This is a genomic window from Mesorhizobium sp. M0184, assembly GCF_040322215.1.
Classification (GTDB): domain Bacteria; phylum Pseudomonadota; class Alphaproteobacteria; order Rhizobiales; family Rhizobiaceae; genus Mesorhizobium.
Window position 1 is genome coordinate 19346 of the sequence record NZ_JAMYSZ010000046.1, and the last position, 13515, is coordinate 32860.

Consider the following 13515-nt stretch of genomic DNA (forward strand, 5'->3'; position numbering starts at 1 on the left):
GGCCGAGTGACGGCCCAACACCGAACCTGATCTTACATCACTGCGTCGGTGTAGCGCTGAATCCAGTCGTCGCGCACCGAGGCAAGGAAGGCAGAATCCAGGCGGTTGGCGCGTTCCTTGATCACTTCCGGGCTTGGAATGAACGGGCTCTTCTTTGCCTTGTCCGACAAAATTGCATCTTGGTTGATTGGACCGTACCAGACCTCTTCGGCCATCTTCCCTTGCACCACTGGATCAAGAGCGTGGTTAAGGAATGCATTCACGGTTGCAGCATCGCCTGGGTGACCTTTCGGGACAACCATGTACTGAAGATCCACGAAGAAACCTTCGGCCAGATCGTACGTGCCACCCATGTTGAACTCCGGCTTTGGAATGAACGCCGAGAACGTTAGAGGGGATATTACACCTGCCGCATTCACAGAGTCCGAACGGAACAAGTCGGCGATTTGGTTCGAGTTCGTCGCGATGGCCAAGCTCTTACCTTTGAGCTTTTTCAGCAGTTCGAACCCAGGGTCAGGATTCTTGAGGTCGCCGCCAGCGGCCTTCGCTGCTACAATTATCAGCTCAAGCGCGTTGAGATTGTCCGGTGTGGGAAGTACGATCTTACCCTCGTTGGCCGGGTCCCAGAGTACATCGTAGGACTTGGGTGGGGTAGGATAGCGCTTCGTATTGTAGATAAGGCCATCGCTCCACAGGAAATAGCCAATCCCATGACCATTGGCACCGGTTTGATACTTGGAATCGACGCGGGACAGGTTGGGGACTGCACTGGTATCGGGCTTTTCTAGAAGTCCGGCTTCGGCCAAAGCGTCCGCGCCAAACCCCGATAGGATGACGACATCAAATTGCGGCTTGGATGCGGACGCTTTGATCTTCGCAATCATATCTGAGGTGGTGCCGGTCAGGTCGGCGATGACCTTGGCGCCGGTCTTTGCCTCGAAGGTTTGCATGATGTGCTTAACGGCAGCCTGACCAGTCGGATCGGACCACGTAAGGACTCTAATCTGCTTTCCCGCAAACTCCTGTGAAGAGGCGGATTTGATGAGAGGAGATGGCAGCGCTGAGGCTGCCATTGCAGCCGAGCCAGCGAGAAAGCCTCTGCGGCCAACGCGGATATTAAAGATTTTGTCTATCATGCTCTTACTCCCTTTGTTAGAACCCCTCTTAGTTTCTGATCACTTGATCAGAAGTGCACGCCTGTTCGAGCCGGTGAGGCGCTCAACCCCATTGCTCGTCACGACGACCGTCTCGCTGATGCCGAACCCACAGGCTAGCGCCAGCATGTGGAAGGCCATGCCCTCCTTCAGTTCCCAATCTTCATGTTCGTTGAAGTCGAGTGCTTCCCATTCGGCGGTCTTGGGCGGAAAGCCGATACCGGTCGAGTAGCCAGTTCGGTTGTAATATTCCGGCCGGATTTTGCGGATCGGCTTTCGCACCAGCGCGTCGACTTCCCGAGCTGAAGCACCAGGCTTCATCGCAGCGATGCCGGCATCCTGAGCCGCTATAACGATATCGGCGGCTTGCCTTACCTCATCCGACGCGTGGCCGATGGCCACCGTGCGCATCTGGGTTGCATGATAGCGCTCGAGACACCCGTAGAGCTCGAAGAGTACCAATTCGCCACGCCGGATGATCTTCGGGCTCCAGTTCGCGTGGCACACATTGTAGCGGTATCCGGACATGATGTGGTGTGGCAGGCCGGTGTATTCGCAGCCGGCGTTGACGCCTGCCGCGAAAACCGCCGCTGCCACTTGGGCCTCCGTGGCTCCGTCGCAAATCGTAGCAAACGCGACCTGCTGCTCGATCTCCGCGATTTGCGCTGCACGTCGGATGTAGCCGACCTCGGCAGGTGATTTGATCACCCGCACGCGATCGACAAGCAAGCTAGCATCCACGATGCTGCTAGCATCGCTAAGTCCACTAGCCAGTGCATCTGCGATTGCAGATGTCAAAAACCAGCACTTCTTCTCCAGTCCGACGCATTTGCCGGCGGCACCGAAATCGCGCACCAAGGCGAGCGTTTTTTCCACGAGGTCGTCGCCCTCCTTCCAGGTGGAGGCGTCCGCGAGCCACGAATATTCGTCGACATTGCCCTTTTCCAGCAGGCGCAACAGCAGTTGCGGGTCACCGGTCTGAGCGAGCACGACGGTCTGATACGCGAAATAGCCTGATGTTTGGTGTCCGGTGAGGTAGTAGATATTCTCCGGAGCGTGCAGCAAAAGAATATCGATGCCCCGCACCGACATTTCTGACTGCACCCGCGCCACGCGCATCTTAAACTCTTCGGTTGTAAACGCTTGCCGGTTCCCGGTCATGTGCTCATCCCATGTACGTGCATTTAAAGTGTCGAAATAGAGAGCCGAAAGCGGCGGCCTTCGCGGAACGAGGCGTAGTCAGCGGGAGGGTGCCGTCCTGACCATGCGATCCGTGAAGGCCGCCTGAGCCGATGCTCGCCACCGACGAGCACCCGGCCTGATCCCGGTTGCGCGACCAAGGATAAGCTTGTCGTCCGGATGTCTCAACTTCATCAAGGACAACCGGATGCTGGTCAGAGGCAGCAACGGCCGCCCGCAACCTTTCCAACTGCCTTAAAGCGCGATCTGCCATTGGTCCCACTCAGCCAGCTCGTCATCCATCGCTATTCCATACTTCCACATTATGGGATTTACAAGCATTTTTTTTCATATAATGGTGTTTGCGATCAAAAACGTTCAATCTCGTTCGAAGGCGGCAGCAGCTCCATGACCATTGCTCGACATTTTGCAGATTTCCTTTTTGACGTCCGCGAGATCAACGGCCCTGCTGCTGAACAAGCGAAAGCGGCGGTGCTGGACTTGACGACAGCTGCTCTCGCCGGCGTCAATGAAGATGCGACGGTCGCAGCACGAAATGCGGCCTTCATGATCTGGCAGCATGGAAATGCCCCAATTTGGTTCACCAAGCACCGCACCAGTGCGGCCGGCGCGGCCTTTGTTAATTCGACGAGTGCGTCGAGCCTTGATCTCGATGATGGTCATCGAGCAGCGGCTGGACATCCCGGGGCGTCGATTATTCCCGCTGTTATGGCTACAGCAGCGGAATGCAAATGTCCGACCAACCGGATATTACCCGCGATCGCGCTCGGCTATGAAATCGCCGTCCGCGTGGCTGCCTCGCGGGATTTCACGACCCTGACGACACTCGTTTCAGGCCCATGGGTTGGCTACGGCGCTGCCGCCGCGGCAGCTTGGTTGCGCGGTCTTGAGCCCCGCGCAATCGAGCAAGCCATTGCTATAGCGGGCTCGACTGCGCCGAACCTTTCTGCGGTCGCATACTCGAAGGTGATGGGCAACCACGTGAAAGAGGGTATCCCATGGGCAACCGCTACAGCCCTCGTTGCGGTCGAACTCGCGGCCCAGGGCTTTACCGGGCCGGACGACCTACTGGACAACGAAAGGGTCTTCGACCGCGGTCGCCTCCTCGATGGGCTTGGAACCGAGTGGGCAATCAACGGCATTTATTTCAAGCCTTACGGTTGTTGCCGTTGGGCGCATTCGGCGATCGATGCGGTCCTGGCTCTTAAGGCTGAGCATGGGCTGCATGCCACCGAAATACAGTCGATGGAAATAGAAACGTTTTCATGGGCACTTCGTCTGAACAACGACGTGGCGCCGCGCACAACGGAATCCGCCCAATATAGCGTCCCCTTCTGCGTGGCCATGGCGGTGACAAAAGGAGCCGAGGCGCTTTTGCAGATCACGAACAGGGACTTAGCTGATTCCGGTACGATCGCACTTGCGAGGCGAGTTCAGTTGCGGGTCGACCCCGGCTTTGACGCGACATTCCCGCAGTCCGTTCCAGCACGTGTGGTAATAGCGACGAAGGAAGAACGGCTGTCTAAGGAGGTTCTCGCCCCAATGGGTGAGCCCACAAACGCGATGGGCTGGGCTACTTTGGAGGAGAAATTTCGAATCGTGGCAGCGCCCAGGGTGGAAGAGCAGCATATGGAAATCTTTCTCGCAGCATTCCGGGATCTTCGACAGGGCGAGCTTGGCAGGCTGATTGAAACTTTGCAGCGACCAATTCCGCGCCTTTCGTCGATAGACGAGCCTGCACTCGAGGCAAAGAGCGGGTAGTCCCGGTAGCTAGCCTCGTTGAGAGCTGTCGTGATAATGGGGCGACGACCTTGTGGATCGTTTTGATCCGCCGGCTGGTTGATCGAGGTGCACGTGAAGACGACCGAAAGCGAGGAGAAGGCGACCGGAACGCAATTGCTCGATCGTTCCATCGCTATTTTGAATCATCTTGGAGAGCTCGGCCGTGGCGGTGCGCGGGTTTCCGAGATTGCCGAAGCCTTCGACCTAAATATGTCGACGGCACATCGCATCATCAGCGGCCTTGAGCGGCATCGCTACATCGAGCGCGACGAGACAACAAAGCGGTACAGACTAGGGCTGGCCTTATTTGCCCTCGGAGCCAAAGCCGCGGACACCACGGGTATGCGGCGGGTCTGTCATCCTGCTTTGCTGCGTATTGCGGCCGAAACGGGTGATACTGTTTTTCTTATGGCTCGCAACGGCTTCAACACCGTCTGCGTCGACCGACAGGACGGTGGCTACCGGATCGACAGCCTCACGGGACAGGTCGGTGGCCAGATACCCCTTGGGGTTGGCCCCGCTAGCCAAGCGATCTTGGCCATGCTGCCACCAAACCAGGCCGAGGTCATTCTAGAAACCAACGCACCACAATTCGAGCGCTACCATGGATTGACAGCGGACGAGATCAGGCATGCGCTGCCAGATATTCGCAGGCGCGGCTATGCCGTCGATGACGGGCACCTTGTGGAAGGAATTTCCGCAATAGCGGTGCCAATCATCCTGGAAAGCGGAAATGTAGCAGGCGCGCTCGCCATCAACATGACTAGCGCAAGGCTGCGGAGGAGCAGCGTAGGCGACTTCGTTCAGATTCTGCGACGTGAAATCGACGAAATCGAACGCACGATGAACCCACACGATATTTCGATTGCCAGCTAAGCTGGCAAACTTGAGAGAGGAAAAGCTATTGAGACGCACGCCCTGGATGACAGGACGCACTGGATCGCGAGCCCCTGCAGTACAAAGCCGATTGACGGCGATGCCACGTTGTCTGCATATAAACGCGTTGAGACCTGCGGCCCCTGAGTCAGCTGAACACGGCCACGGCTTTCCATTCCCATTCGCTCCCGTTTTCGCAACGGCACCGGTCGCCTGCCTGCTCGGTAGGAGCGCAGCTTGTCGGTGATTATGCGTTTCGGCGCGACGCCTTGCTTCTTCAACAGCCGCGTCAGCAAGCGTTCGGCCGCCTTGATGTTGCGGCGGTTCTGGATGAACTCGTCGAGCACAAAGCCATCCTGGTCGACGGCGCGCCACAACCAGTGTTTCCTGCCGACGACGGTGAGACGACCTCGTCCAGGTGCCAGACATCGTTTCGGCTGTGCTGCTTGCGGCGCAAGCGGCGACCGTAATCCGGACCAGATTTGATGCCCACCGGCGGATTGTCTCATATCATAGGAAACCACGATCCCCCGCTCCAGCAGCATTTCCTCGACAGACGCAGGCTCAAGGGGAATCTGTAATAGAGCCAGACTGCATGGGCGATGATCTGAGGCGGGAAACGATGGCGCTTGTCGCTGACGGTCGCGGTATTCATGCCATCGGGTCCATGCGGCAAATCCCTGAACGCGAGTTAAATTGATAACGCTGGATATATCCAATGGCCGCGGACCTTGATGTAAGTCTCGTCGAGATGCCATTTTGCCGGTCACGCTACGCTTGCGGAACATTGCAAGCTTCCGAAATGATCGAAGGCTTCCATGCCACAGCGCTGGTGATCAAAAGGTTGGAACAGATCCCCGGCCAAAGCGGTTGTCAGTCCGGTTCAATATCCGCCGGAGTCTGGATCGTCGTTTGCTGGTGGTCGTGATATGGCTAACGCATTTCGACGAGGATTGGCACGGATGACGATCCCTTGCCTGAAACCGAGACGAGAGCCTCACAGATTGGCCCATACGATAATCCATCGATGAGGATCTCGGCGGTCATAAGCCTCCGTTTTGGATCCACATCTGCCGGTGCAACAGCCGTGAAGACAATTTCACCGTGTTCTGACGGCCCAAGAGCAACGCTTCGCATGCCCTGGCGGCAGACCCAGTCCGGCGCCGGCAGAAGTCGAGCGCTGTATACGGCAGCGCGGTCAAGATTGTTGCGGACCTTAATTGTGTAGATGACTTCGCTGCTCGGAGGTACTTGGGCAACATAAGGAAGCATGCGAGCCCAAAATAAATCGATAAAGTGATCTGCAGGTTCGTTGACAACCTCGCGAAAGGAAATTTCCTTCCTTTCAACGTAGTCCAAGTACTCTGTGAGCCGAAAATTATCCATCTGGATTAATTCCCCGTGACCTGGACAGAGAAAATCTGGGCGTGTTGTGTGCATCACCTCAACGCAACGGCGGTGCATTGCCAGTTGGAAGCTATTACGCATGATATTAGTCTGGACGGGAATATCACGATTGACGTGCTCGGTCCTGGGATTGCAGAGGGTGACGTTGTCTCCGCTAAACAAGACCCGCTTACCGTCGATCAAGCCAAGAATCATTGAGTGATACTCGGTTTGGCCAGGTGCGTAGTAGATTTCGAACTCGTGCCCTCGCCAATGGAAGACTTCACCATCACGCAGCACCTTTGATACGCTGATTGGCTTGTTGAAGCAGCAGGGCGTACTTGCCCAATCGGACGGGTTAGCGATTACCTCCGCGACACAATCAAGGGCCCAGCACTGGGTTCCAAAGTTGCGCTGAAGGTATGGAATTCCACACGTATGATCGTCGTGAATATGCGTAGGTATTACGACCTCGATATGGTGTACGCCATAGTCATCCCGCAGCTGATCGAGGTGGTGTTCGACAAAGCGCAGGGCCTGTATGCCTTCGTGCTCGACCCCAAAATGGAGATGTGCGTCGGAAGCCAAGCCGTAATCAATGAGTAGCGCGTGTCCACTCCCGCTAAGCACGATATAGAAATTGGAGCAGGTGTACGGCCCTCCCCAAAGCAAGTGTTCTGATATCTTCTGCAGTCTGCTCTCGCGGACCGTTTGCCACTCGGGGAATTTGCTATTTAGCCCTGAGGTGTATAGCCTGCCCAAGTTAGCAAGTGCTTCCAGCCTTTGCTCAAGCCCAACAATGTCCTCGTTGACGTTGATAATGGCCTTGCCATGCGACGGATAGGCGATCGCGACTTGCTGCTTCTTTAGGGCAAGTATGGACTGCATAGTGAACTGCACGCCGATCATATCGGCGTAGGCGTACTCCATGGCATGGAGCTGATACAGTTTGCCACCGCTTGCCATCAGGTCGCCGGTGAAAGCAACTCTTTGCCCATCCACCTCGGCGATTAGGGTGACCATGCCGTAACTGTGACCTTTGGCCGGCAACACGTAGAAACTGTATTCGTTCCAAACGAAATTTTCGTAGTCTTCTAGTACCGCATCGACCGGGACATTTTGTGCAAGGGAGAAAAACGTATTGGTATCATTATAGTTGTCAAATACTGCTCGGGTTTGCCAATGCGCTTCAACATCGTCAAACAAGTGCCGTTCGAATTCGGGAACGGCGATGTGTGCGCCGCTCGCCCTCACCATGTGGGTCCCCCAGCATTGGTCACGATGATGGTGGGTATGAAGTACCCACACAACTCTGTCCACTCCGATACTTTTAAGATGTTCAAGCACGGCGCCTGACCCCGTATCTATCAAGACACAGTCCGTGCCACTTTTCACCACAAAAACGTTGCAGGTATCTTTGAATTCGAAAAGATTCTCGGAGTGTTTGACAAGGTTCATCTGGATACCTGGTGAGCAGAGCACGTCTCGCTCAGATCTGAGCGTTAATAATTAAGCGATCAAGGCAGCATCGAACGGGCACTTAGTTAGGTTCTCGGCATCATTCTCTCAGTGACTAGAACCTGCTTCTCGAGCTTCACGCCACCCCGGCCGCCGACGGCGCCGACGTACGCCTCAGCTGGACATAGCATCGATTCTGTACTCCCATATTATGGGATTTACAAGACGTTATTTCCATATAATGACATTTGTGGACGGAGAACGTTCAATCGGTATTCGCAGCCGGCAGCAGCCCTATGGCCATTGCCCGACATTTTGCAGATTTCCTTTTCGAGGTCCGAGAGATCAACGGCCCTGCTGCTGAAGAAGCGAAACCGGCGGTGCTGGACTTGACGACGGCGACGTCACGTTGTCTGCATATTAACGCCTTGAGACCTGCGGCCACTGATGTCAGCTGAACGCGGCCACAGCTTTCCATTCAGCAATGGCCTGCATGCGGTGAGTATATGTAGCGAGAGAGCGGAGCGTTTTGAGCGGGGGATGACGAGATTGCGCAGAGCCGAGAAGATCGGAACGAAGCGTTGCAGTGCTTCCTGGTGATCGGAAGCCTTGCATCATTCGCTCCCGTTTTCGCAACGGCACCGGTCCCTAGCTGCTCCGTAGGAGCGCAGCTTGTCGGTGATTATACGCTTCGGCGCGACGCCTTGCTTCTTCAACAGCCGCGTCAGCAAGCGTTCGGCCGCCTTGATGTTGCGGCGGTTCTGGATGAACTCGTCGAGCACATAGCCATCCCGGTCGACGGCGCGCCACAACCAGTGTTTCCTGCCGACGACGGTGAGACGACCTCGGCCAGGTGCCAAACATCGTTTCGGCTGTGCTGCTTGCGGCTCAAGCGGCGAACGTATTGCAGGAGGCGGCGCAGGGGAGCGCGAATCTCAGCCCACCCGGCCGCTTGGCTGGGACCGCCCCGACGAACCGTCCCTTGCCATCGAGGCCTTGCCGATGCAAATCCAGTATCATCATCATCTCCCCGATCTTGGTCATCGAAATCCCTCTCCCGACCATCAGGAGAAGCATCAACGATTACGCGCCGCCGGTCTCCCGGAGCCCGCGGCGGGGGACCGGCGGCCTCGCTATAATGGGGGAGATTAAAATGGGACTTCTGGGGAGTATTGAGCCGGCATCGACACACGATTCCATTCCCACGATCGCAGGCGCTGCCCGCTCAAAGAACTGAAGCAGCGTATCGCGTCGGAAACGAGCTCGCTGGACGGGCTCGCCGTCGCGATCCAAGCCGACCACGTGGAAGACGTTTTTGCCGATATCAACTCCATAAACGCCCGCAGGGCGCGGCACATTGCGTGGGGACATTGCAACCCTCCTTTGTTGTGACTGCTGAGATGATGCTGCGGAAGGACGGGGCGGACCATCCCATTAAGCCATAGGCTGTTGGCATGACGGTTCGCTACGAAACCAGCAGGCCCGACGACCGCGAGCTTCGCGCACGGATGAAGGCGATCGCGGAGGAGCGTCGCCGGCTCGGATACCGGCGTCTACTCGTGATGTTGAGGCGCGAGGGACGCGTCGTGAACCACAAGAAGCTCTTCCGGCTCTATCGCGAGGAGAAGCTGACCGTTCGCCGCCGTAGCGGGCGCAAGCGGGCGATCGGAACCAGGGCGCCGATGCTGGTGCCGCTGCGTCCCGACAAGCGGTGGTCGCTCGACTTCGTCTCCGACCAACTCACCGACGGACGCCGCTTGCGCATCCTCACCGTCGTCGACGACTGCACGCGGGAATGCCTGGCTCTGGTGCCCGACACGTCGCTCTCGGGTGCACGGGTTGCGCGCGAGCTGGATCGGCTCGCCACCGAGCGCGGCCGGCCGACGAGTGATGGTCAGCAACAATGGCGGCGAGTTCACCTCGAACGCCATCCTGGCATGGGCCGACCAGGTCCGTGTCGAATCGCACTACATCGCGCCTGGCAAGGCGATGCAGACGGATGTTGTAGAATAGCCCGTTCTTCTCATTCGGCGGCTTTTTCCACAGCCTTCTGCCTTTCCGGCCTCGTTCGCCATCGGGAAGTCGCTGCTGCATAGGCAGCTTCCGCCTTCTCGACGCGGGATCGTTCTTCGGCGCGCTTGGCCGGGATGTTGTAGTCGAAGGCGGTGCCGCGTCTGGCATGGCTGGTCGGAAGGCCGGCACGCAGCTCGACCGATCTGAACTTGCGGGCGAGCAAGGCCGGCCGGGCCCAGATGTAGTCGGTATCCTTGCTCAGCATGTGCCAGATGATCATTGCGAGCTTGCGCGCAGTGGCGACGGCCGCGATGTGCTTCCCGCGGCGCGAGGCGATCCGCTTGTGGAAGGCGCGAAGAGGTCCTGGCGATCGCACCGCCGCCCATGCCGCCTCGACCAGCATCCCCTGCGCATGGCCGCGGCCCTGCTTCGTGATGCGCCCGTGATAGGCTGGCCCCTCACCGGACTGCCGCACGCTCGGATTGAGGCCAAGATAGGCAACGAGCTTCTGTGGATCGCTGAAGCGCCCTATGTCGCCGATTGCCGCGGCAACGCTCGCAGCCACGGTGACGTCGAGGCCGGGCAACGTCATCAGGCGGCGGATTGTCGGATCCTGAAGGGCATGTACGGCGATATCCGCCTCGACCACCGCAACGCCTCGTTGATCTGGTTAATCAAGCCGAGGTGGCGCTCGATGGCGGCGCGCTCATCCGCAGGCAATATTTGCCTCGTCAGCCATTTGCGCCCGCTGATTCCGACGAGGTTCCCATGCGGACACGGCGGGATCAGGTGGGCGTGGAGGATTGACTGGATCAGGTTCTTCAGCCGCGAACGCTGGCGAACCAGCTGTGTCCGCCTGGTGACCTGTCTTCGGAGGGCAAGGGTCCCCGGATCCGGAACCCAGACCTCCGGCAGAAAGCCGGAGGCGTAGAGCTTCGCAAGGACAGTGGCGTCGATCGTGTCAGTCTTCACCTTCGCGTGCGCGATCATGTGCACCTGCTTGAGATTGGCGATCACGATCCGATCGACGTAGGGCGACAGCACTTCAGCGACGGCAGCAGCATTGCCCGTGGCCTCGATCACCACATGATCATCGTGGGTGAGTTCCTTCCTGGCGAACTCCTCGAGCTTATTGCGCAGCATTTGAACGCGGCCGAGCTTGACGACCTTGCCATCAAGCAACGACACGACCTCGGCGGCTACGCGGTGTATGTCCATGCCGATAATACGCACGGTTCCCTCCATCGTTGGTCACGAACAGGGAGCGAGCGGGCAACACGACAAATACGGATCCGCGCTCGCAGCGCATCCGGGCGAGTCGTAGGGGCGGCCAGATAATGTGCTCGAACTCGCAGTTCATCTGCATACGACGGCCTGCCCGCACTTGCGTGCTCCCGGTGCCCCGTGGCCCGGATGCGCCAAGCTTAACGAACCTGACGTACCGAACAAACGATGGCACCAAGAACATCATGCCGGATAATGGCTTCATCGAGAGCTTCAACGGCCGCCTGCGCGACGAACTGCTCAACGAGACGCTGTTCACCTCGCTCGCACAGACCCGCGCGTCCCTGGCGCCAACTTCAACAACGCGCGCCTCATTCGCAGATCGGATGGCAAACGCCGAACGAGTTTGCACGGACCTTCAATCCGCGACGGGCGGTGTGGTTTCCGGGAAATGGTTCGGATCGAGTCAAGCAACCAAATGCCAGGCATTTCAACGGCTTGCGCCAGATCCGCCAATCAACCACCCTGGATTTTTCTGGCTAACTTGCTAAGGGTGGTTGTTCCCGACACCTTTCCTCTCCTACCACCTAAATAGGGAAGCAGCGAACGTGGGAACGACTGGCTCTCCCGCAAAGAACTGTTGGAGCAGCGCACTGGGGAATTTGTCTGCTTTGGAGTGATCAGCAGCGTCCTTATGTATGCCGCTGGCGATGAAGAGCACGTCCATGCCTTGTTTCGACCAGCCGCAACGTCGGTCCGTAGCGAATCACCGACTGCGAGCACTTCATGTCTTTCGTAGCCGAGGAGGTCGAGGGCGAGTTGGTAAGCCGATGAATACGGCTTTCCATGGTAGAAAACCTCCCCTCCCAGCGCTTCGTAGTGCTCGGCGAGCGCTCCCGCACAAGCAACAAGTTGATCGCCAACTAAAACGACCAGATCGGGATTCGCGCAGACCATTAGAAGTTTGCGCAAAGCACATTCCTTCAACAATGCCGCAACTTCATCTGGCGGCTGAGTGCTCCCCCCGGTGGTCAAAAATAAAGTCGGCGTCCCGAGGTGAAAAGACCTCGAACCGATCTAACCCCCGAAGCAAGCCCGCCAGCTCAGAAGGTCCGATGTGGAAGTAGCAAGCTGCTAGTGCTCTATGCCAATTGTCTGCGGCATTCTCCAGCGCCTTGTAAACAAGCTCTCCGGACGTGACGATATAGTTATATTGTGATTGCTCTATACCCATCGACTTCAAATGTTGAGCAACTTGGTAGGCACGACGGGGGGAGTTGGACAGGAGACAGATATCACGCTTGCCTATTTCGCAGAGCATTCATGGCAGCGATCGCGTGAGGAAAGGCAACTTTCCCGTCGTGCAATACGCCCCACACACCCAGAACGACGGCACGATACTTTTGTACGACCGCCGCAATGCCTTCAATTATGATCGGCGCTTGCACATTTTCATTGACCTTCACTCCTTTTCACGCCTTCCTGCAACTCCTCAGACAGCCAATCGTCAGCGTTGCGGGCGCGCTGGAGTCCGGTTACTACCAGTAAGTACCCAACGTTTTGGCGATCGAGGTTAACTGAGACGCGGGGATGAACGCTAGCATGGCCATTGCCATCGAAGCTGCAACAATCACCCCTCACCTTGTTGGGCGAAAGCTATGTCTTGGCCCATCTACAAAGAGATGAATTGCCAGGAACGCCTCTGCAAACAGACTGCGCCAAAACAAAATTGTCCAAGCGTCAAGAGGCAGAACCCTGACGAACAACTCGGCGGTGCTCCACGCGACTGCAGAGATCGTGACAAAGAGAAGCCCCTTACTATAACCATATTGAAGCAATGCAGTCTGGCCTCTTTACTCTAGCCACGGATGGCGCACGGATCGTGGCCATGGCCCGCATTAGTAAAATTGCCTCGGCATCCCCCAGATGCAGAAGAACTATTCAGATACCGCCTCGCGCAACCGACACCAAGCCGCGTGAGTAGTTCTTGTGGATGAATTCCAGCGGTCGCGGCAAGGTCATCGACGGTGAAATCGTCACCCAGCAGTTCCACATTCGTACCCGGACCACAAAGCGTTTCAGGAACATCCGTTACATCGATTGTTATGTATTCCATGGACACCCTTCCGACTAATGGAGCAGAATATCCAGCAAACCGGACGGATATCTTGTTGGCGCAGGCCCATGGAAGGCCATGCTTATAGCCGATCCCGACGATCGCTATGCGGCTGGCTCGGCCCGTTCGAAAAGTCGCACCGTAGCCAACTGCCTCACCCCTTGCTACATTGCGCGCCTCGAGTGTTTTTGCCTTGACGCTGACAACGGGCTTTAAAGGATTTGGCCGGATGCGGGCATTGTTAAGTCCGTAAAGTGCCGAGCCCACCCGCACCATATCGAAGTGATAGCGCTCCCCTAGCCAGAC

Annotated in this window: 7 protein-coding genes and 7 pseudogenes; 4 read left to right on the forward strand and 10 right to left on the reverse strand. The window is 57.2% G+C overall.

The window, feature by feature from the left end:
- Positions 1–32 precede the first annotated feature (32 nt).
- Both NKJ23_RS31575 and NKJ23_RS31580 read right to left on the reverse strand, forming a co-directional pair.
- Positions 33–1136, reverse strand: coding sequence for an extracellular solute-binding protein (locus NKJ23_RS31575; RefSeq protein WP_352684600.1), 1104 nt, complete (start codon positions 1134–1136; stop codon positions 33–35).
- Between the two features lie 39 nt (positions 1137–1175).
- Positions 1176–2315, reverse strand: coding sequence for a M24 family metallopeptidase (locus NKJ23_RS31580; protein ID WP_352684602.1), 1140 nt, complete (start codon positions 2313–2315; stop codon positions 1176–1178).
- A gap of 291 nt (positions 2316–2606) precedes the next feature.
- Between NKJ23_RS31580 and NKJ23_RS31585 the strand changes: the two genes are divergently transcribed.
- A complete protein-coding gene (locus NKJ23_RS31585) occupies positions 2607–4115 on the forward strand; it encodes an MmgE/PrpD family protein (protein WP_352684605.1) in 1509 nt (502 codons plus the stop codon).
- 93 nt (positions 4116–4208) lie between these two features.
- Entirely contained in the window at positions 4209–5012 is an 804-nt protein-coding gene (locus tag NKJ23_RS31590; protein ID WP_352684607.1) for an IclR family transcriptional regulator, read from the forward strand.
- Positions 5013–5191: 179 nt separating this feature from the next.
- Here the strand turns inward: NKJ23_RS31590 and NKJ23_RS31595 are convergent.
- The 5 genes and pseudogenes from NKJ23_RS31595 to NKJ23_RS34785 form a co-directional block, all read right to left on the reverse strand.
- Positions 5192–5667 (reverse strand): annotated as a pseudogene (locus NKJ23_RS31595) (IS6 family transposase); the annotation flags it as partial.
- A 54-nt stretch (positions 5668–5721) separates the two neighbouring features.
- Positions 5722–5794, reverse strand: a pseudogene (locus NKJ23_RS31600) (IS6 family transposase); the annotation flags it as partial.
- 151 nt (positions 5795–5945) lie between these two features.
- The gene (locus NKJ23_RS31605; protein WP_352684609.1) at positions 5946–7856 is read right to left on the reverse strand and encodes an MBL fold metallo-hydrolase; all 1911 of its coding nucleotides are present in this window, start codon (positions 7854–7856) and stop codon (positions 5946–5948) included.
- Positions 7857–8306: 450 nt separating this feature from the next.
- Positions 8307–8835: pseudogene (locus NKJ23_RS31610) on the reverse strand (DDE-type integrase/transposase/recombinase); the annotation flags it as partial.
- 194 nt (positions 8836–9029) lie between these two features.
- Positions 9030–9227: pseudogene (locus NKJ23_RS34785) on the reverse strand (IS110 family transposase); the annotation flags it as partial.
- Between the two features lie 86 nt (positions 9228–9313).
- On the opposite strand from NKJ23_RS34785, the pseudogene NKJ23_RS31615 reads away from it, so the two are divergent.
- Positions 9314–9866: pseudogene (locus NKJ23_RS31615) on the forward strand (DDE-type integrase/transposase/recombinase); the annotation flags it as partial.
- A 13-nt stretch (positions 9867–9879) separates the two neighbouring features.
- On the opposite strand, the pseudogene NKJ23_RS31620 reads toward NKJ23_RS31615, so the two are convergent.
- Positions 9880–11102, reverse strand: a pseudogene (locus NKJ23_RS31620) (IS110 family RNA-guided transposase).
- Positions 11103–11347: 245 nt separating this feature from the next.
- Here NKJ23_RS31620 and NKJ23_RS34790 point away from each other — a divergent pair.
- Positions 11348–11420: pseudogene (locus NKJ23_RS34790) on the forward strand (integrase core domain-containing protein); the annotation flags it as partial.
- 189 nt (positions 11421–11609) lie between these two features.
- On the opposite strand, the gene NKJ23_RS31630 reads toward NKJ23_RS34790, so the two are convergent.
- Positions 11610–12128, reverse strand: a complete 519-nt coding sequence (locus tag NKJ23_RS31630; protein WP_352684611.1) for an HAD hydrolase-like protein — start codon at positions 12126–12128, stop codon at positions 11610–11612.
- Positions 12129–12951: 823 nt separating this feature from the next.
- Positions 12952–13515: alanine racemase (locus NKJ23_RS31635; RefSeq protein ID WP_352684613.1), on the reverse strand; the 564-nt coding region annotated here is incomplete at its 5' end.